Here is an 18,958-nt window from a genome sequence, read left to right on the forward strand (position 1 = left end):
CCCGAAACTAGAGAATCTGCTTGACCGCCGAATACGCCACGTTCCCGGCACTACCAAGATCGAGCGTAAAACCGGAACTGTTGCGGACAACCGCATAGACGTAACCAAGTTGCAGCGCGGTGGCGCCCACCGCGGTGCCGGCAGTGGTCGCTTCGACCTTGAACGTGTAATTGCCGTCTTTCGCCTTCGTGCCGCCCGACGTCGTGCTGCCGTCCCAGCCGAAAACAAAGGAGCCGGCCTTGCGGCTGCCGAGGTCTTCCTGGTAGACGATGTTGCCGGAAGAGTCGAGCACGCTCACCGTCACCTTGTCGGCCGACTTGGCCAGGTCGATACCGGCCACCGCCGCGCCTTCGGACAGGGCGATGTTCTTGCCCTCGACCAGCACGTTCTTGCCGATCATTCCCGCCGCCTGCATCGACTGGCCCTGGTCGTAGATGTCGAACAGTTCGGTCAGCGTCGAATTGAGCTTCTCGATACCGGTCACCGTATTGATCTGCGCCAACTGCGTCGTCACTTCGGAGTTGTCCAGCGGATTGAGCGGATCCTGATTTTGCAACTGGGTCACCAGCAGGGTAAGGAAGCGGTCCTGCGCGGCCTCCATGTCCGACTTCTTGGAGGTCGAACTGCTGCCGTTGAGGGCGGCATAGGTCTCGGCAAGAGAACTGCTGCTGGTCGATGATACGGAAGCCATTTCTATCTCCTTCGCTGCGGCTTACTGGCCGATCGTTAATGTGCGCAGCAGAAGCTGCTTGGCGGTATTCATCACTTCGACGTTGTTCTGGTACGAGCGCGATGCGGAAATCATGTTCACCATCTCGTCGACGACGCTGACATTGGGCATGGCGACATAACCCTTGTCGTCGGCCGCGGGGTTGCGCGGGTCATAAACGAGGCGTGGCGGACTGGCATCCTCGACTACCTGCTTGACGCGTACGCCCTGCGCTTCCAGACCCTTGACCGGGATCGCTTCAAACACCACCTGCTTGGCGCGGTAGGGCTTGCCGTCTGAACTGACAGCGCTGTCGGCGTTGGCCAGATTGCTGGCGACGGTGTTCAGGCGCATCGACTGCGCGGTAAGCGCACCGCCGGCGATGTGGAACACGTTGAACATGCTCATCGCTTATTGCCCCTGAATCGCCGACAACAGTGACTTGACGCGGCCGGTGATGAAGGTCAGCCCGGCCTCGTAGTAAGTCGAATTTTCCGAAAATTGCGCGCGTTCGACATCCATGTCGACCGTGTTGCCGTCCACGCTCGATTGCAGCTCCTTGCGGTACATCAGGCGCGCCGGCTCGTTGGCGGCGCTGGCGGGAATGTGCCTGGCCGAGGTCAGCGACAGCGACAGCGGATCGGTATTGCGGCCGGCGAGCGTGTCCTTGAGCACAGCGGCAAAATCGAAATCACGCGCCTTGTAGTTCGGCGTATCCGAGTTGGCGATGTTCGCCGCCAGCACCTGCTGCCGATAGGCGCGCAGACCCAGCGCCTGCTGCTGAAAGGAGAATGCCTGGTCGAGTTTACTGGTCATGGCGAGGTGTTCCATCTGCGGATCGGAGACTTCGTGACGGGAATTGCAAGAGGCGTGCCACCGGCGAAATCGGCACACATCCATAGCGCATCCGTCGATCTGGCCGTCCGTCGTCACCTGCAGTGCGGCAAAACGGCAATAATTGCCGCGGCTGGGCGCTTGCCGGGCAACCGGGAGCAGCAGGCGCAGCGGCGGAACCGCGGCACGCGCGAGCAACCGGGATCAAGGGCGCGTCGCCCCCCGGTGGCCGTTGCAGCCCGCGGAAATACCCTCAAGGCGCGGGGGCGGCTTCGGTTTCGGCAGCGGATCGGGCACAATGGCAAGATGACTTCGTGCTGTTTTCGCCGCCTGCGGCGTCTTACCCAACTCCTCGCCGGAAGCCGCCCGGCCATGCTGGCCGGGACAACTTGCCGGCGCAGGCGCCCGCGCGCGGCCGGTTTGACGCTATGCCTCGCTCTGCTCGGAGGCACGACTCTGCTCCAGGCACAGGTGCCCGATGCGCTGTTCGCGACGGTGGATGATTATCTGCGCACGCAGACACGCGGATTACCGGGCAAGACCAGCTATCGCATCGGCGCCCTCGACCCACGTACGCAACTCGCTGCCTGCAACGCTTACGAGCCCTTCCTGCCTGGCGGCGCGCGCCTGTGGGGGAAGGCAACGGTCGGCGTACGCTGCCTTGGGCCGGCGACATGGACCGTTTATCTGCCGGTCGAAGTCAGCATCAGCGGCAGCTATTTCATCAGCGCACGACCGCTTGCCGGTGGCCAGCCGATTGGCCCCGGCGATATCGTTGAGCGCCAGGGCAACCTCGGCAGCCTGCCGACAAGCATCGTCACCGACGCCGCGCAAGCCATCGGCAAAACACCGAAATCGAGTATCGGCGCGGGACAGCCGCTGCGCAGCGACCTGCTGCTCGCACCGCTGGCTGTGCAACAGGGGCAAAACGTCAAACTGCTCTATCGCGGCTCCGGCTTCAGCGTCAGCAGCGACGGACGCGCCCTCAACAACGCCGCTGCCGGCCAGGTAGTGCAGGTGCGTACGAGCGGCGGCCAGACCGTCAGCGGCGTCGCGCGCGCCGACGGAACCGTCGAAGTGTCGTATTGATGCAAGCCTTTGCAGCACATCGCTCCACCAGATTGCGCGGAAGCATTGATTGCCTGAAAAATTGGGCTAAAGTTGCAGTCCGGATGGTCGATAGAGACACATAGAGAAACGCAGGGGAAACCATCGTGAAAGTCGAACGCCAACTACCGTCCACTGGCAGCTATGCCACCAGCGAGACGCGCAGCCGTGCCAGTTCCACCGCTGGCAAGCCGGCTCCCGGTGCGGCGCCAGACGCAGGTGCTGTGCGCCTGAGCGGATTGGCCGCGCAAATGAGCGCATCGACCGAGGGGTCTCCGGTCAATAGCGCGAAAATTGCCGAAATCCGCCAGGCAATTGCCGAAGGTCGTTTCACCATCAACGCCGAGGCTATCGCCGGCCGCCTGATCGACAGTGCTCGTGAACTGGTTGCTGCGGAGCGCCGTGGCTGAACCGATGAATTCGCCCAAGGAACTGGCGTCCGTCATTGATTCCGAACTGGCAGCCGTTCGCGCGTTTGTCGAGTTGCTCCTGCTTGAGCAACGAATTCTCAGTGACGGCGACACTGATGCCTTGCCCGAGATCGTTGAGCGCAAGACGGTCGTCGCCAACACCCTGAGCGCCTGTGCCGCCACGCGAAATGCTTACCTGGTGGCGCACTCTTTCGCCAATGACCGCCCCGGCATTGATGCTTGGCTGAGCGCCCATGCCGAAGACAAGGCGGTGCGCGAGAGTTGGTCGTCGCTTCTTGCTCTGGCGGCTGAAGCCCGCGAACTCAACCGTCTTAATGGCGAGTTGATCCGCTTGCGCGTTCAACACAATTCCGAGGCGCTTGAAGCACTGCTCGGTGCATCGCGACCCTTGCAGCTATACGGCCCCGACGGTCAAACCTCAATGTCGGGCGGTGGCCGCCTGCGCGACGCCGTTTAAGCAGCGCAGGGCATTCACCAATCATTGCCCCAGTCGGCTGCCGCCTTGATCGTCAAGGCTTGTCGGCAGGCCCGCCAGAACTCGCCGCTGCTGAGGGCGCGAGCGTCCTGCCATCAAGCTTTACCTCGGTTCCCGTTTCAGGAATCGCCGACTCGATGAGGATCGAGACGCGCCGGTTGCGCGCGCGTCCGTCGGCAAGAAGATTGGGCTCGACCGGGCGCGTCTCGCCGTAGCCAATTGCCGTCAGCCGGTCGGCCGTTACACCGACATCGGAAAACAGCCGCAGTACCGTCGTCGCACGCACCGCCGAGAGCTCCCAGTTCGACGGAAATTGCGGCGTGCTGATCGGCACATTGTCGGTATGCCCCTCGATGATGATCGGAAACTCGGTGTCGACCAGCACCTCGGCGATGGCACGCAAGGCCTTCACCGATGGCTGTTGCAGCTGCGCCTGACCCGGTGAAAACAGGATGCTGTCGTTGATTTCGATGGTCACGCCACGGCTGGTTTCAAGCACGCGCACCTTGCCTTGCTGGATCAGCGGCGCCATCACCCTGAGGATGTCCTGTGCGATATTGCGCATCTTGTCGCGCTGCTGCTGGCGGAGCTCGCCCTTCTTCCGATCCTCCTCACTGGGCACCTGTGTCGCCGGTGAAGGGGGGGAGAGCGGCGCCGGCACGATGACCATGGTTTGTCCGCTCGGCGTCACCGAGACGTTGCGGAAGGCGTTGACGATCGAGTCGCTGAGCACACGGTACTTACTCTCGTTGAGCGACGAGATCGCATACATCACGACGAAAAAGGCAAACAACAGGGTGACGAAGTCGGCATAGGACACCATCCAGCGTTCGTGGTTGTCCGGCTCTTCGACGAGCTTGCGGCGCGCCATGATCTCAGGAGAAATAGCCGCGCAGGCGGCTTTCAATGATGCGCGGATTGTCGCCGTTGGCGATGCCGACCAGTCCATCAACGATCATCTCGCGTTGCGCGACCAGGCGACCGATATGCGCACGCAACTTGTTGGCAATCGGCAGATAGACCAGATTGGCCAGCCCGACGCCGTAGATCGTCGCGACGAAGGCCACCGCGATGCCGGCGCCGAGTTTCGAGGGATCCGTGAGGTTTTCCATGACGTGGATCAGCCCCATCACGGCACCGATGATGCCGATCGTCGGCGAATAGCCGCCAGCCGCCTCCCAGACCTTGGCGCCCTGGCGCAACTCGTCCTCGTAGGTGGTGATTTCGACTTCCATCACCTCGCGCAGACGCGCCGGCTCGGCACCATCAACGAGGAGTTGCAGCCCCTTGCGCGTGAATTCGTCCTTGACCTGGATGGTGAGGTTTTCCAGCGCGAGCAAACCCTCACGCCGTGAAACCTGGCTCCAGGCGGTGACCTGCTTGATCACTTGCAGATGATCGATGACCGGTGGCACCCAGACCCACTTGAGCATGCGCATGGCGCGCTTGAAAACCACCAGACGGCTCTGCAGCAGCAGGGCACCGAGCGTACCGCCGATGACGATCAGCGCTGCGGTCGGTTGCGCCAGCGAGCCGACATGGCCGCCTTCCAGTACCTGTCCGCCGAGAATGGCGATGACGCCGATGAGCAGACCGAGAATGCTGACCTTATCCACGACGCGCCCCCTTCCGTCCGCCCTTGCTTACCTTCTTCGCGGAATCGCCGAACAGACGGGCGCGCAGGCGCGCAACAGCCTGACTGTGCAGCTGGCAGACGCGTGACTCGGTAACCCCCATGACCTCTCCGATTTCCCGCAGGTTGAGATCCTGCTCGTAATAGAGCGCCATCATCAGCTTTTCGCGCTCGGGCAAGGACTGAATTCCTTCGACCAGCGCCTCATTCAGCTTCTGCTCCTCAAGCAGCTGCAGCGGATCGCTTTTTTCGTCGGTGATGTGGCGATCAAGGAAGTCCTCACCGGCATCCTCGATCATGTCCTCAAAATAGATCAGCTGATGGCCGCGCGCGTCCTGCAGCATTTTCTGGTAATCGGCGAGCGACAGGTCGAGTGCAACGGCCAGCTCGCTTTCGCTCGGAGCACGCCCATTCTGTTGCTCAAGCTGGCTGATCGCCGCTTCGACTCTCCGGAAATCGCGGCGCAGGCTGCGCGGCAACCAGTCATTCTCGCGCAATCCGTCGAGCATCGCGCCGCGGATGCGTTGTGCCGCGTAAGTCTCGAACTGCGCGCCAAAGCCGGTCTCGAAGCGGTTGATAGCGTCCAGCAGCCCGAGCATGCCGTTCTGCACCAGATCATCAACCTGCACGCTTGACGGCAGACGCGCCATCAAGTGATAGGCGATGCGTTTGACGAGCGGTGCAAAGCGCTGCACCAGCTGGTCGGAATCCAGTTGACCGGCGGCGTTGTACATTCTTGAGCGTCCGGCGCTAGCGCGCGTGGATGGCGGTGCAGTCGATGCGTTGGCTCAAGTGTATCAGCTGCTGCACGAAATGTTCGAAGCCGCCGTCATCCCCGTCGGGTTGCGGCCAGCACAGCAGATCGCCGGCCAACTGGCGAAAAGCTGCCGCTGCCGGCGCGTCGGGAAAGAGTGCGGTCACCGGCTGACAGAGGCGCTCGGCCTGGCGCAGATGCTCGTCGAGCGGCACATGCCCGGCGAATTCGGTACGCGCCAGTCCCCGACTCTGTGTCACATGCGCGATGTTGGCGTGGATCGCCTCGGCCTCGTCGGCACCGCGCACCTTGTTGACGAGCAGGCGAAAACGACGGCGGGCGAAGCCAAGACTCAGTTTCTTGATCAGGGCGTAGGCTTCGGTAATGGCGCTTGAGGTCGGCGCAAGCACCATCACCGTCTCGTCGGCAGCCAGCGCGAGCGGTGAAAAACCGCGCGGGTAGGACGACGAAGCATCGATGAGGATGACGTCGGCCGGACGTTCCATGCCACCGATGCTTTCCAGCAGGGCGTCACGCTGAGCATCGGCGAGTCCGGCCAGACTGCGCATGGCACGCTCGGCGCGCAGCAGGCGAACGCCGGGCGCCAGTGTCAGCAGCGTGTCGGCGAGCTTGCGCCGGCGGTCGAGCACTTCCTGCAGATCGTGACGGCCAACACTGCCGAAAAGCGCCGCGACCTGATCATCGGCATTCTCGTCGATGATCAGCGTCTCCTTGCCCTGGCGCGCCAGCGCCGCGGCGAGGTTGGCGACGGTGACGCTCTTGCCGACGCCGACACTGCCGGCAGCGAAGGTGACGATGCGCATGCGCTCGCGACCGAACAGGCGGCGCAGACCGGCCGCCTGATCGCCTGCACGCTCAGCCACGACGACCTCCGGAAGCCGCCACCGGCGCGCCGGCGCTGTTCGCCATCATCAAGCCCGGCTCGACGCCGGCAAAACGATGCGGCGATGCTTCCGGCGCGTCCTTGAAGGCGCGGTGCAACAGGTAGGGACGATTGGGCAGATGCAGGTCTTCCGGCACCCGCTGGCCATTCGAAACGTAGTGCAGGCACAGACGATGGCGGATGACGACATCGAGCGAAGCGGCAAGGCTGGCGGCTTCGTCCAGCTTGGTCAGGATGCTGCCGGCCAGGTCGGGGCCATTGTAGGCACGCACCACATCGTCGAGGGTGTCGCCGCGCCCGGTGGCGGGCAGCAACAGGATGCGCTGCACCGCGGTTTCGGCAAACATCGCCACCTGCTCGCCGACCAGGCGGTCGCGCTGACTCATGCCCATGGTGTCGATCAACACCATGTGCTTGTGCGAGAGTTCGTTCAAGGTCTGCTTCAGGTCGGCGGCGTCCTTCACCACATGTACCGGCACCCCGAGAATGCGCCCGTAGATGCGCAACTGTTCGTGGGCACCGATCCGGTAACCGTCGGTCGTCACCAAAGCGACACGCGAAGCGCCGTGGCGCAGCACGCAGCGCGCAGCCAGCTTGGCGGTGGTGGTCGTCTTGCCGACGCCGGTCGGTCCGACCAGCGCGAACACGCCGCCGCGGTCGACGATGTCGGCGCCGTCGCCGATCGTCAGCAAGGCGCGATCGGCGACGCCACGCACCCATCCCAGCGCCTGACCGGCATCGTAGGACGGCGGCAGTTCGGCGAGCAGTTCGCGCGCCAGCTGCGGCGAGAAGCCGGCATCGAGCAGTTGCCGCAGCACTTCGGTTTTCACCGGTTCGGAACGCGCGCTTTCGCCCCAGGCGAAACCGGCCAGATGCTGTTCGACGATGCGCCGCAACGCGCGGATTTCGTCCATCACCCCCATCGGCACCACCTCGGCCTCGCGCTCAGGCGCTTTCTGCGGCGGATCGACGCGCGGCATCGGCCGCGGTGCGAGCGGCACCTCGGTCCGCGCTGGCGTGGCGCGTGCGGCTGAGGCAACGGCCGGCGCCGGGCGCGCTGCGGGAGCAGCAGCCGGCGTGGCGACAGGAGCCTTGCCGGACAGACGGACGGTATAGTCATCAGCGGGCACGACAATCTCTTCGCGCGCATTCGCTGGCGCCAGCATGCCAATATCGCGCGCGGCGACCGCCATGATCTCGACGCCTCCCGGCGCGCTGCGGTTGGAGAGGATGATCGCATCCGGACCCAGTGTTTCCTTGACGGTGCGCAGTGCGTCGCGCGCGGACGCGGCGATGAATTTTCTGACGTTCATACTCGACCTCCGATGATCGAGGTGACCTTGATGGTTCTGCTTTCAGGGACTTCGCTGTGGGCGAGGACCTTGAGCTGGGTAACGGCACGCCGCAGGAAACGCGACAGCAGCGAGCGCAGGTTGGAAGGGACGAGGAGTACCGGCGGCAGGCCGAGTTCTTCCTGCCGGCGCGCAGCGGCAACGGTCTCGCGCACCAGCGTGTCGGCGAGACCGGGTTCGATGGCAGCGCTTTCGCCGCTACCCGAAACCGCCTGCAGGAGTACGCGTTCGAGCTGCGGATCGAGCGACATCACCTGCATCTCGGCGCCGCCCGGGTAGAGCTGCTGCACGATCGAGCGACCCAAGGCAATGCGCACCTGGGCGGTCAGTTGCTCGGCGTCGTTGTTGCGTGGCGCGTGCTCGGCCAGCGCTTCGGCGATGGTGCGCATGTCGCGGATATGCACGCCTTCGTCGAGAAGGTTCTGCAGCACCTTCTGCAAGGTTCCCAGGGCCAGCGCCTTCGGCACCAGTTCCTCGGTGAGTTTCGGCATTTCCTTCGCCAGATGGTCGAGCAGCGCCTGCGTTTCCTGGCGCCCGAGCAGTTCGGCAGCGTGCGACAGGATCAGATGGTTGAGGTGGGTAGCGACGACGGTGCTGGCATCGACCACCGTGTAGCCGTACGCCTGGGCCTGGTCGCGCAAGGCCGGCTCGATCCATGTCGCCGGCAGGCCGAAAGCCGGGTCGCGCGTGCTCACGCCGGGCAGCGTGCCGGCCACGCGGCCGGGGTTGATGGCCAGCAGATTGCCGGGGAAAGCTTCGCCCTGACCGATATCGACCCCCTTGAGCAGGATGCGGTAGGCGTTCGGCTTCAGTTCGAGGTTGTCGCGGATATGCACCGGCGTCACCAGATAGCCGACTTCCTGCGCAAACTTCTTGCGGATGCCGCGGATGCGCCGCAGCAATTCTCCGTCCTGCGCCTTGTCGACCAGCGGGATCAGGCGGTAACCGACTTCCAGGCCGAGTACGTCGAGCGGCGCGACGTCGGCCCAGCTGGCCTCCTGCGCTTCCGGTGGCGGCGCTGGCGCAACGGCGACGACGTCGGGCTGGCGCACCTGCTGGCGCTTGTTCAACTGCCAGGCCAGCGCGCCAAGCGCCCCGGCGAGCATCAGGAAAACCAGATTCGGCATCCCCGGAATCAGTCCGAGCAAGCCGATGATCGACGCGGTCAGACCGATGACCAGCGGTTTGCTGAACAGTTGGCTGACGAATTGCTGTGACAGGTCCTCGTCGTCACCGACGCGGGTAACGACCATACCGGCGGCGATCGAGACGATCAGTGCCGGAATCTGCGCAACCAGGCCGTCACCGATGGTCAGCAGCGTGTAGTTGCGTGCCGCGGTACCGATGTCGAGATTGTGCTGCAGGACACCGACGACGAGACCACCGATGACGTTGATCAGCATGATGATGATGCCGGCGATGGCGTCACCGCGAACGAACTTCGACGCGCCGTCCATCGAGCCGTAGAAATCGGCTTCCTGCGAAATCACTGCGCGGCGACGGCGCGCATCGTCTTCACCGATCAATCCGGCGTTGAGGTCGGCATCGATCGCCATCTGCTTGCCCGGCATGGCATCGAGGGTGAAGCGCGCACCGACTTCGGCGACACGCCCGGCGCCCTTGGTGATCACGACGAAGTTGATGACCACCAGGATCAGGAAGACGACCAGACCGACGGCGTAGTTGCCACCGATCAGGAAGCTGCCGAAAGCTTCAATCACCTTGCCGGCAGCGCCCGGGCCGGTATGCCCTTCGAGCAGCACGACACGCGTCGACGCCACGTTCAGTGACAGGCGAAGCAGCGTCGTCACCAGCAGGATCGTCGGGAAGATCGAGAACTCGAGCGGCTTGGTGACCGACAGCGCCACCAGCATGACGATGATCGAAATGGCGATATTGAAGGTGAACAGGATGTCGAGCGCAAACGGTGGCAGCGGCAGCACCAGCATCGACAGGATGAGCAGGATCAGCACCGGACCGGCCAGCTGACGCAGGCCGATGCGGGCGAACAGGTTTTGCAGCTTCATCACCGCCTCAGCCATACGCCGCCTCCGTCATCAGTTCTGACGGAACGGCAATCTCGCGCGGCGCCACCGGATACTTGCCGGCGCCCTGCCGCCACTGCGACAGCTGGTGAACGTAGGCCAGCACTTCGGCAACCGCCGCATAGAGCGCAGAAGGAATTTCCTGCTCCAGTTCGACATGTTTGTACAGGGCGCGAGCCAGCGGCGGCGCTTCAAGCAACGGCACTCCGTTGGCAGCACCGAGCTCGCGGATTTTCAGGGCGATCTCGCCGCGCCCCTTGGCAACGACTTTGGGTGCACTCATGCCGGCGCGGTAGTTGAGGGCGATGGCGAAGTGCGTCGGATTGGTGACGACGACATCGGCAGTGGGCACCGCACCCATCATCCGCCGGCGCGCGGCTTCGCGCTGCATGGCACGGACGCGCGCCTTGATCTGCGGATCGCCTTCCATCTCCTTGTATTCCTGCTTGACCTCTTCCTTGCTCATCTTGAGCTTGTCGTAGTACTGCCAGAGCTGGAAGGGGACGTCGATGGCGACGATCAGCAGCATCCCGGCGACCACGGCGAAGAAGCTGAAAACAATGAGTTCACCGGCTCCGGCCAGACCGCTCTCGACCGACTGTCCATAGAGCGCGAAGATCTGCCCGCGCTCGCTCCAGATGACCCAGGCAGCAACACCGGCAATCAGTCCGGCCTTGGCCAACGCCTTGAATAACTCGACGATGCCGGACCAGGAAATGACGCGGCCAAGCCCCTTGATCGGATCCAGCCGCGTCAGGTCGGGCACCAGCGACTGCGTCGAAAAGACCCAGGAGCCGAGAAAGAATGGCGAGATCAACGCCGCCACCGCCAATGCGGCCAACAGGGGCGAAATGGCGAAAAGCCCGTCGAGCGACAATTCGGAGAGGCGCACGGCCATACGCTGCGGCTCGTGCAACAGGGGCGACTCAAGCGTCAGGCCGTGACGCACAAGTGCCATGGAGCGCTGCATCAACCACGGGCCGATCGACCAGAACATCCCTGCGGCAACGATCAAAACGAGAAAAGCGCCGATCTCGCGCGAGCGGGGCACCTGGCCTTTTTCGCGTGCCTGCTCCAGCCGTCTGGCTGACGCGGGTTCTGTTCGTTCGAGATCGCTATCTTCGGCCATCGACGGGTCCCGGGAAATTCCGGCTTATTATAAAAAAAATCTCTAAAAATTAAAGGGGTATGAGATGTTTTTTAGATCATTTCTCGAATAGTAGCAGGAACGCAACATCTGTCGCAAACGCACAAAAGCAACGGGGGGCTTTAAGCCCCCCGTTGCTTTTGTGCCGGAACCCGGCGATTGGCGTCTAGAACGAAAGTTCGAGCGATCTGATCTGGCCGCCACGCCCGTCGGCATCGATATGCGAACCGAGATCGGAGAGCAATTCCTTCATGTCGAGGATGAGCACGATCTGCCCATTCGACAGCGTCGTTACCCCGGCAACACCGCGCGGACGGAAATCATCCAGCGACTTGATCACCGCGTCGTCGCGACCGGCAAAGCTGTCGACCGAGAGGATGAAGCTGCGTTCGGTGGTCTGCATCAACACCCCGAACTCGGGCTCCTGATCCTGCGGCCAGCCGAGCAGGCGCGACAGCGCGATCACCGGCAGAATCTCGCCGCGCACGACCAGCGTGCGCTTGCCACCGACTTCCTGCAGCTTGTCGCGCTCGATCGGCAGGATCTCGCGCACCATCGACAGCGGCAGCGCAAACGGCTGGTCGCCGAGCAGCACCAGCAGCACCGGCAGGATTGCCAGCGTCAGCGGCAGCGAGATGATGAACACTGACCCCTTGCCGGGCTCGGAACGAATTTCAATCGAGCCGTTGAGCTTCTGGATATTGGTCTTGACGACATCCATGCCGACGCCGCGCCCGGAGACGTCCGACACCTGCGTCTTCGTCGAGAAACCGGGCAGGAAGATCAGGTTGAGGCTCTGCCGCTCGTCGAAGGTACTCGCTTCTTCTTCGGTGATCAGCCGCTTTTCGATCGCCTTCGCGCGGATACGCTCGGCATTCATGCCGCGGCCATCGTCGGCGACGATGAGGACAATGTGATCGCCCTCCTGACGCGCTTCCAGACGGACGACGCTCTTCACCGGTTTGCCCGCCGCCTGACGCTCGAGCGAGGATTCGACGCCATGATCGACGGCATTGCGGATCAGGTGGATCAGCGGGTCGGCCAGATCCTCAACCATCGTCTTGTCGACTTCGGTTTCCTCGCCGGCGAGTACCAGTTCGACGTCCTTGCCAAGCTGCCGGGCAAGGTCGCGGGCGATACGCGGATACTTCTGGAACAGCCTGCCGATCGGCTGCATGCGCGTCTTCATCACCGAGTTCTGCAGGTCGGAGACCAGCAGATCAAGCTGACTGACAGCCTGGTCAAGTGCGTGCAAGGTGTCGGCGTCGGTCTTGCCGGCCAGGATGTCGACGCGCAGGCTGGTCAGGCGATTCTTGGTCAGGCCGATTTCGCCCGAAAGATTGAGCACCTGGTCAAGCCGCGCCGTATCGACGCGAATGGTGTTCTCGCGAACGGCTGCACGTTCTTCGGTTCGCCGGCCACCGGCCGGACTGGCAGCGGCAAGCGCCGGCTTGTCGGTAACTCGGCGACCTTCAGGAGGATATTGCGGCGACATCTGCGCGGCTTCGGCAGCCGTGATCACTTCCGAGGCAGCCGCCGCCGGCTGGCCGGTGACGGCACCAAGCAACTGTTGCCAGTCCGGCTCCCCACCCGCCGCCGGCGGTGCGGGCGGCGCCTGCACCGCCGGCGGCGTCGCAGCAGCAGCCGGCGCATGTTCACCTTCCAGAGCAGAGCGCAACGCGGCCAGCACCTGATCTTCCGCGGCGCGCGGCTGCGCGCCCTGCCCAAGTTCACCGAACATCTCGCGCACACCCTTGGTCGCAGCCATGATGGTGTCCATCAATTCGGGCGACAGCGTCATTTCGCCGTTGCGCAGGCGATCGAACAGGTTCTCCGTGAGGTGGCAAAGGGTCACCAGCTCGGCAGCATTGAGAAAGCCCGCGCCGCCCTTGATGGTGTGAAAGCCCCGGAAAATATCGTTCAGCAGTCGCTTGTCGTCGGGCTCGCGCTCAAGATCAACAAGCTTGTTATCCACGTCCGAAAGCAGATCGTGCGCCTCCTGCAGGAAATCCTGCAGCAGATCTTCCATACCCCCGAAATCGCTCATCCCGGCCTCCTGACTAGAAACCCAAGCTATCAAGCAGATCGTCGACCTGCTGTTGGCTACCGACAACATCGGAACGACCGCTGGCGTTGATCACCGGCCCGTTGAGCAGACCGGGCGATGTCTCCTTGCGCCGATCTTCGGGAATCGTGTCGATCAACAGGCCCATCAGCTGTGCCTCCAGATCCTGCGCCAGGGAAATGACTTTCTTGATCACTTGCCCGGTCAGATCCTGGAAATCCTGCGCCATCATGATTTCCAGCAACTGCGCACGCGTCGCGGCACTGCGTTGCGGAATGCCGACCTTCATGAACTCGCGCGTTTCGAGGGCAAGCACGCGAAAATCGGCAACAGAAACATTATTGGCGAATGCCGCATCCCAGCGCAGGGCAAAAGCCGCTGCCGAAGCCTCCAGCTCTTCCTGGATCGGATTGGCGACGTCGGTGGCATTGAGTACGCGGCAAGCGGCTTGCTCGGTCAGGTTGGCGATGTAGGCAAGGCGATCCTTGGCATCAGGCAACTCCGAGACGGTCTTCTCAAGCAGCTTGTCATAGCCCAGTTCGGAAAGCGTGTCGTGCAACTTGCGCGCCATCTGACCGACCTGGTTGAACACCTTCTCCTGCGAGCTCAATCCGGAATCGTCGCCTTCTGGCGCAGCCCCCCCTGCATCAGACACAGCCGCACACTCGCTGGCCACCGAATCAAACAATGCCTGCAGATCATCGGAATCGTCGCCGACACCTTCGCGTGCCTGCTGCAGCAATGATGATCCGGCAGGCGCAGCGGCAGGTTTGGGCGGCGGTGGCGGCGCCGGCGGCGCACCGAAGGCAATACTGTCGAACAGTGCCTCAAGGTCGTTCGAATCGCCGGACATGTTGGGCGAACTCATCTCAAGCCCCCATTTTGTCGAAGATCTTCTGCAACTTTTCGGAGAGTGTCGCGGCGGTGAAAGGTTTGACGATGTAGCCACTGGCGCCGGCCTGCGCCGCGGCGATGATGTTTTCCTTCTTGGCTTCGGCGGTAATCATCAACACGGGCAGATGCTTGAGTGTCGGATTGGCGCGGATCTTCTGCAGCAGGGTCAGACCATCCATATTCGGCATGTTCCAGTCGGTGACGACAAACTCGAAACCACCGTTCAGGAGTTTCTGCAGCGCTATCGCACCGTCTTCGGCCTCTTCGACGTTGGCATAGCCCAACTCCTTGAGAAGGTTGCGGACGATCCGGCGCATCGTCGAAAAATCGTCGACCACCAGAAACCTCATTTTCGGATCAGCCATTCTTTGCTCCAGTTTTCTTTACAGGTATCAGCGCCCGGCACCGTTCCGTGGTTGCCGGGCGATTTGCATGTTTATCAGCGTTCAAGCATCGGGCGCAAGGTGTCGGCGAGCACTTCGGCGTCGAACTTGGCAACGTAGGCATCAACGCCGACGGCTTTGCCCATTGCCCGGTTGGCTTCAGACGACAGCGATGAGTGCATTACAACCGGCACGCCTTCGAAGCGCGAGTCGGCCTTGATGTTCTTGGTGAGCACATAGCCGTCCATCTCGGGCATTTCGGCATCGACCAGAATCAGCCGTATCTCGTCACGCAGCGCCGTACCGACCTGTTGCGAATGCGCGGCAATCGCCTGCAGGCGTACCCAGGCTTCGGCGCCGTTGTTGGCGTGCTTGTGCTTGACGCCCAGACGGTCGAGCACCTCGGCAATCTTGCGCCGGGCAACGACCGAGTCGTCGACGAAGAAAAGGCTGACTTCCTCGGATATCCGCGCCGGCGGAATATCAATGATGACCGCCTCGCCAAAGGCATTGGCAAGCACCTGCTCAACATCGAGGATCGAAACCAGTCGGCCGCCATCGAGTTCGATGACCGCGGTGATCAGCCCCTGATTGGCGGACAGCAGCGTTTCCGGCGCTTTCACCTTCTCCCAATCGACGCGGATGATCCGGTCGACTTCATGCACCAGGAAGCCGAGCGTACGCTTCGAGTATTCAGCGACCATCATGCTGTTGCCGAGGCCCGGGGGTACGCCTTCAAGCTCAAGGAACGAGGACAACGACAGCACCGGAATGACATTGCCGCGCAGGGAAATCAGTCCCTCGACTCCGCGCGGCATGTTCGGCGTACGCGTAATGCGCGGCGTGCGGCCGACTTCGCGCACCTTGAACACGTTTATCCCGAAGGTCTCGCGCGTACCCAGCGAGAAGAGCAGGATCTCCATCTTGTTGGAACCTGCGAGCCCGGTCCGGGCATCCACACTTTCAAGCAGGTTTTTCTTTTCCGCCATATCCATCATTGACTCCGCGAGGTGGTCCGGTTCAGTCAGGTTGCGCGACAGCCGCTGTGCCGAGCAAGCGACGGGCCAGTGTTTCCGACAGCCGCTGCGGCTCGAACTTGGCAACGTATTCGTCAACACCGACCGACTTGCCGAGTTGCTGGTTGGACATGCCCGACAGCGATGAGTGCATGATTACCGGGATGCCGGCAAAGCGCGGATCGCCCTTGATCATGCGCGTCAGGATATAACCGTCCATTTCAGGCATTTCGATGTCGGTCAGTACCAGACTGATCACGTCCGAGGCTTTGCGACCGACCGACTTGGCGTAATCCGCCATTTTCTGCAGTTCTTCCCACGCCTGCCGACCATTCACCGCCGCGACCGAACGGACGCCCATCGCCGATAGCGTGCGCTCGATCTGTTTTCTCGCGACCACCGAATCGTCGGCATAAAAAACCGTGAGATCGGGTTTTTCCAGCGGCGTAATCGAACGGTAGACAAAGTCGTCATCGTAGTTGGTCGTTTCCGACAAGACCTTTTCGACGTCCATCATCATCACCAGCCTGCCGTCGGGAAGCTCGGTGACGGCCGTTACCAGCCCACCCATCTCGGCGATGAGCATCTCCGGCGGCACCTTCATCTGGCTCCAGTCGAGGCGCAGGATCGTATCGACGCCTTCGACGAGGAAACCCTGAGTGTGTCCGGCGTACTCGGTGACGATCATGATCTCGCGCGGCGTGTCGGTCTGCACTCTGGCGTACCGCGCCAGATCAACCACCGGCACCAAGACACCGCGCAAACTGACCATCCCTTCGACGGCATTCGGCATTTCCGGTGCCGCCGTGATCGTCGGCGTACGCATTACCTCGCGCACCTTGAACACATTGATGCCGAAGGTCTCGCGACGCCCGGTGCGCGCGTCGACACCGAGCGAAAAAAGCAGGATTTCCAGCTTGTTCGTTCCGGCAAGCTTGGTTCTGGCATCAATACTCTTCAGCAACTCGGACATCGTCAAATCTCCTTGGGCGCTCAGCTCGGCTCAAACACGGCCTTTCATGCAGCCATCTTAATCCAAATAAACCTTCGTCCAGACAATGCCTCGGCAGATAGCCCGTCGGCGCACGCAAAACGCTAGACGCTGGTCCGGTAGCCAATGCGAAAACCACCCCAGTGCCTTCCTTTTACATAAATCGGCGCCGAAATGTCATGCACGATCTCGCCGGTGTCACGCCGGTAGGTTTGCAGCAGGAAAGGCAACTCATGACTGCCGCAGCGGCGCCCAACGGGATCATCGAAAATCCGCTTGGTCCGATTGTTGACGAAGTCCTTCTTCTCGTCGCCGGTGAGCGCCTGCGCAAAGCGCCGGTTGTGCGTCGGCACATAGCCTTTGCGGTCACAGCAGATGGCATAAACCAGCCACGCAGCCCCTTCGACCACGCGCTCCTGGATCGGTGCCACCGCCTGGTCGGTAAAATCGTCAAAACGGGTCTTGAACTTCGGCGGTTTGGTATTCGCGATCGGCTGGTAGCGATCGTCGAACAAGGCATCAAGCGCAATCTTGCCGCTGTCGACCGACTGATCGAGCAGGCGGCCGATCGCGCTGGCTGTCTCCTGCACCATCGCCGGCATGCGCGAGTGCGTCGCCACGGCTTCGTCACCGCCGGGACCGAGACGGAAAACATCGCCGATTTCCTTGAGGTTGGCGGCGAGCGACTCGAGTTGACTGGCTTCGGCGAAGGTCTTTTCAGCGGCAGCTTCGTTGGCCTGGGCCATCTCCATGATGCTGCTCACGTGCGTGGCAATCTCTTCGCCGGCACGACTCTGCTGGGCAACGGCTGCCGCGATTGCGCCGACCTTGTCCATTGTTTCCTGGGCGCCGTTATTGATCCGTCCAAGCGCATCGGCCGCCTGCCGCGTCAGATCGGCACCCGACTGTGCCTGGCCGCTTCCGGCACTGATGCTCTCGATTGCAGACTGCGTCTCGGCCTGGATGGCGCCGATCATTTCACTGATTTCACCAGTCGCGCGCGCGGTGCGCTCAGCAAGCTTGCGCACTTCGTCAGCGACCACCGCGAAGCCGCGGCCGGACTCACCCGCGCGCGCCGCCTCGATCGCGGCGTTGAGTGCCAGCAGATTGGTCTGATCGGCAATCTCGCGGATCGTCTGCACAATGCCGCTGATCGCGCGTGAGCGCTCGCCCAGCGCGCCAACGACGGCAGCCGATTCGCTGACCGAACGGGCGATCTTCTCCATCTCGGCCGATGCCTGATGAACGATCCGCATACCGTCAGCAGACAAAGCATTGGCGGCCTCGGCGATCTGCGCGGTATCGCTGGCCTTGTCGCTCACCTGTTGCAGCGTCGCACTCAGCTCATGCATCGAGGAACCGGTCGCCTGCGCTGCGTGATGTTGCTGACTGGAGCCCTTGGCGACACTATTGGCTTCTTCAATCAACTGATGTGCAGCACGGGCGAACTCGAGCGAGTTGAAAAAAACCTTGCCGATGATCGTCTGGAATGACTCGATCAGGGCATTGAATTCGCGCGCGGCGGCGGCAATCTCGTCGCTGCCCTGGGCCGAAGCGCGCAGGGTAAGATCTCCGGACAGACGCATGTCGCCGATAAGCTTGCGCAAAGCGGCAAGGCGCAGCGACAGCGGACGCTCAACAAGCCAGCTCAGGGCAAACGAACTGAGCAGAAGCACGCCAACAACGATCACCATGACCTGCAGCACGGCGTCAGTCAGTGCCATCCCAGCCCAGACTGCAGCAGCAGCCAACAGCACCTGCACCAACAGCGCCATGCGGATCCGCCACGCGATACTTGCCATCCCTGTCTCCTTTTGAACTGCTGTTTTTATCGCTTGCCCGCTGACGGGCTTTCGGCAGATTTTGCCGAAGCTTGAGTCTTGCTGCTCAGACGAAGGTAAATAGTTTGCGGAAATTGGCGATGTCGAGCACCTGCTTGACCGTGCCGCGCGCATTGGTCAGCGCCACCGAGCGGCCAACGGCATCGGCCTTCTCACGCAGCACCAGCAACATGCCGAGAGCCGAGCTATCGACGTAATCGACGCCACCCAGATCAATGGTCAAGGAACGCGCGCGCGCGTCAGCCAGCGCCAGCTCGAAGGCGTCGCGAAAAGCGCGGTGCGCGCTGAAATCGAAACGGCCGCTGAGGCGAACCGTTACCTCGCCGTTTTCGCTTGTAGTGCTTGCCTGCATCGTCTTGCTCTCCAATGAAAGTGAG

General features: G+C 62.4%; 20 protein-coding genes. 3 read left to right on the forward strand and 17 right to left on the reverse strand.

Going from position 1 to position 18,958, the window contains the following annotated elements; genetic code table 11:
* Positions 1–7 precede the first annotated feature (7 nt).
* From GGD90_RS05280 to flgB, 3 genes are read right to left on the reverse strand one after another with little or no spacing between them, the layout of a single operon-like run.
* Positions 8–691, reverse strand: coding sequence for a flagellar hook assembly protein FlgD (locus GGD90_RS05280; RefSeq protein WP_153115220.1), 684 nt, complete (start codon positions 689–691; stop codon positions 8–10).
* Positions 692–712: 21 nt separating this feature from the next.
* Positions 713–1,117: a flagellar basal body rod protein FlgC gene (gene flgC, locus GGD90_RS05285; RefSeq protein WP_153115221.1), complete on the reverse strand. Its 405-nt coding sequence runs from the start codon at positions 1,115–1,117 to the stop codon at positions 713–715.
* Positions 1,118–1,120: 3 nt separating this feature from the next.
* A complete protein-coding gene (gene flgB / locus GGD90_RS05290) occupies positions 1,121–1,741 on the reverse strand; it encodes a flagellar basal body rod protein FlgB (RefSeq protein ID WP_322741669.1) in 621 nt (206 codons plus the stop codon).
* 273 nt (positions 1,742–2,014) lie between these two features.
* Between flgB and flgA the strand changes: the two genes are divergently transcribed.
* From flgA to GGD90_RS05305, 3 genes are all read left to right on the forward strand, one after another.
* Positions 2,015–2,632 carry a flagellar basal body P-ring formation chaperone FlgA gene (flgA, locus tag GGD90_RS05295; RefSeq protein WP_265589145.1) on the forward strand — a complete coding sequence of 206 codons (618 nt, stop codon included), beginning with the start codon at positions 2,015–2,017 and terminating at the stop codon, positions 2,630–2,632.
* Positions 2,633–2,757: 125 nt separating this feature from the next.
* A complete protein-coding gene (gene flgM / locus GGD90_RS05300; RefSeq protein WP_153115223.1) occupies positions 2,758–3,060 on the forward strand; it encodes a flagellar biosynthesis anti-sigma factor FlgM in 303 nt (100 codons plus the stop codon).
* Complete coding sequence (locus GGD90_RS05305; protein ID WP_325065972.1) at positions 3,053–3,538, forward strand: flagella synthesis protein FlgN; 486 nt, start codon at positions 3,053–3,055, stop codon at positions 3,536–3,538. The genes flgM and GGD90_RS05305 overlap by 8 nt, the downstream gene beginning before the upstream one ends.
* 52 nt (positions 3,539–3,590) lie before the next feature.
* On the opposite strand, the gene motD is transcribed toward GGD90_RS05305, so the two are convergent.
* The 14 genes from motD to GGD90_RS05375 form a co-directional block, all read right to left on the reverse strand.
* The gene (gene motD, locus GGD90_RS05310) at positions 3,591–4,427 is read right to left on the reverse strand and encodes a flagellar motor protein MotD (protein ID WP_184414951.1); all 837 of its coding nucleotides are present in this window, start codon (positions 4,425–4,427) and stop codon (positions 3,591–3,593) included.
* Positions 4,428–4,431: 4 nt separating this feature from the next.
* Positions 4,432–5,172, reverse strand: a complete 741-nt coding sequence (locus tag GGD90_RS05315; protein ID WP_153115224.1) for a flagellar motor protein — start codon at positions 5,170–5,172, stop codon at positions 4,432–4,434.
* Positions 5,165–5,923, reverse strand: coding sequence for an RNA polymerase sigma factor FliA (locus GGD90_RS05320; RefSeq protein WP_153115225.1), 759 nt, complete (start codon positions 5,921–5,923; stop codon positions 5,165–5,167). Before GGD90_RS05320 ends, GGD90_RS05315 begins: the two co-directional genes overlap by 8 nt.
* A gap of 16 nt (positions 5,924–5,939) precedes the next feature.
* Positions 5,940–6,827 (reverse strand): nucleotide-binding protein, encoded by an 888-nt coding sequence (locus GGD90_RS05325; RefSeq protein WP_153115226.1) that lies wholly within the window; start codon positions 6,825–6,827, stop codon positions 5,940–5,942.
* A complete protein-coding gene (flhF, locus tag GGD90_RS05330) occupies positions 6,820–8,160 on the reverse strand; it encodes a flagellar biosynthesis protein FlhF (protein WP_153115227.1) in 1,341 nt (446 codons plus the stop codon). Before flhF ends, GGD90_RS05325 begins: the two co-directional genes overlap by 8 nt.
* Positions 8,157–10,241 (reverse strand): flagellar biosynthesis protein FlhA, encoded by a 2,085-nt coding sequence (flhA, locus tag GGD90_RS05335; protein WP_153115228.1) that lies wholly within the window; start codon positions 10,239–10,241, stop codon positions 8,157–8,159. The genes flhF and flhA overlap by 4 nt, the downstream gene beginning before the upstream one ends.
* Positions 10,234–11,373 (reverse strand): flagellar biosynthesis protein FlhB, encoded by a 1,140-nt coding sequence (gene flhB / locus GGD90_RS05340; RefSeq protein ID WP_153115229.1) that lies wholly within the window; start codon positions 11,371–11,373, stop codon positions 10,234–10,236. Before flhB ends, flhA begins: the two co-directional genes overlap by 8 nt.
* Positions 11,374–11,557: 184 nt before the next feature.
* Positions 11,558–13,438 (reverse strand): chemotaxis protein CheA, encoded by a 1,881-nt coding sequence (locus GGD90_RS05345; RefSeq protein WP_184414953.1) that lies wholly within the window; start codon positions 13,436–13,438, stop codon positions 11,558–11,560.
* A gap of 13 nt (positions 13,439–13,451) precedes the next feature.
* Positions 13,452–14,324, reverse strand: a complete 873-nt coding sequence (gene cheZ / locus GGD90_RS05350) for a protein phosphatase CheZ (RefSeq protein WP_153115230.1) — start codon at positions 14,322–14,324, stop codon at positions 13,452–13,454.
* Between the two features lies 1 nt (position 14,325).
* Positions 14,326–14,715 (reverse strand): chemotaxis response regulator CheY, encoded by a 390-nt coding sequence (gene cheY, locus GGD90_RS05355; protein ID WP_153115231.1) that lies wholly within the window; start codon positions 14,713–14,715, stop codon positions 14,326–14,328.
* 74 nt (positions 14,716–14,789) lie between these two features.
* On the reverse strand, positions 14,790–15,728 hold the full coding sequence (locus GGD90_RS05360; RefSeq protein ID WP_153115449.1) for a chemotaxis protein: 939 nt from the start codon (positions 15,726–15,728) through the stop codon (positions 14,790–14,792).
* 25 nt (positions 15,729–15,753) lie between these two features.
* Entirely contained in the window at positions 15,754–16,722 is a 969-nt protein-coding gene (locus GGD90_RS05365) for a chemotaxis protein (protein WP_153115232.1), read from the reverse strand.
* A gap of 122 nt (positions 16,723–16,844) precedes the next feature.
* Positions 16,845–18,695, reverse strand: a complete 1,851-nt coding sequence (locus tag GGD90_RS05370) for a methyl-accepting chemotaxis protein (protein WP_228273624.1) — start codon at positions 18,693–18,695, stop codon at positions 16,845–16,847.
* Positions 18,628–18,933, reverse strand: a complete 306-nt coding sequence (locus GGD90_RS05375) for an STAS domain-containing protein (RefSeq protein ID WP_153115233.1) — start codon at positions 18,931–18,933, stop codon at positions 18,628–18,630. Before GGD90_RS05375 ends, GGD90_RS05370 begins: the two co-directional genes overlap by 68 nt.
* Between the last annotated feature and the right edge of the window lie 25 nt (positions 18,934–18,958).

The sequence above is a fragment of the Rhodocyclus tenuis genome, assembly GCF_014197755.1.
GTDB classification, from domain to species: domain Bacteria; phylum Pseudomonadota; class Gammaproteobacteria; order Burkholderiales; family Rhodocyclaceae; genus Rhodocyclus; species Rhodocyclus tenuis.

Coding starts and splice junctions, on each gene's coding strand:
- GGD90_RS05280 (WP_153115220.1), bottom strand. CDS start 691: ATGGCTTCCGTATCATCGACCAGCAGCAGTTCTCTTGCCGAGACCTAT.
- flgC (WP_153115221.1), bottom strand. CDS start 1,117: ATGAGCATGTTCAACGTGTTCCACATCGCCGGCGGTGCGCTTACCGCG.
- motD (WP_184414951.1), bottom strand. CDS start 4,427: ATGGCGCGCCGCAAGCTCGTCGAAGAGCCGGACAACCACGAACGCTGG.
- GGD90_RS05320 (WP_153115225.1), bottom strand. CDS start 5,923: ATGTACAACGCCGCCGGTCAACTGGATTCCGACCAGCTGGTGCAGCGC.
- flhF (WP_153115227.1), bottom strand. CDS start 8,160: ATGAACGTCAGAAAATTCATCGCCGCGTCCGCGCGCGACGCACTGCGC.
- flhA (WP_153115228.1), bottom strand. CDS start 10,241: ATGGCTGAGGCGGTGATGAAGCTGCAAAACCTGTTCGCCCGCATCGGC.
- flhB (WP_153115229.1), bottom strand. CDS start 11,373: ATGGCCGAAGATAGCGATCTCGAACGAACAGAACCCGCGTCAGCCAGA.
- GGD90_RS05345 (WP_184414953.1), bottom strand. CDS start 13,438: ATGAGCGATTTCGGGGGTATGGAAGATCTGCTGCAGGATTTCCTGCAG.
- cheZ (WP_153115230.1), bottom strand. CDS start 14,324: ATGAGTTCGCCCAACATGTCCGGCGATTCGAACGACCTTGAGGCACTG.
- cheY (WP_153115231.1), bottom strand. CDS start 14,715: ATGGCTGATCCGAAAATGAGGTTTCTGGTGGTCGACGATTTTTCGACG.
- GGD90_RS05360 (WP_153115449.1), bottom strand. CDS start 15,728: ATGGATATGGCGGAAAAGAAAAACCTGCTTGAAAGTGTGGATGCCCGG.
- GGD90_RS05365 (WP_153115232.1), bottom strand. CDS start 16,722: ATGTCCGAGTTGCTGAAGAGTATTGATGCCAGAACCAAGCTTGCCGGA.
- GGD90_RS05370 (WP_228273624.1), bottom strand. CDS start 18,695: ATGCGCGCGGCACGGTCAAGCAGGTGCTCGACATCGCCAATTTCCGCA.
- GGD90_RS05375 (WP_153115233.1), bottom strand. CDS start 18,933: ATGCAGGCAAGCACTACAAGCGAAAACGGCGAGGTAACGGTTCGCCTC.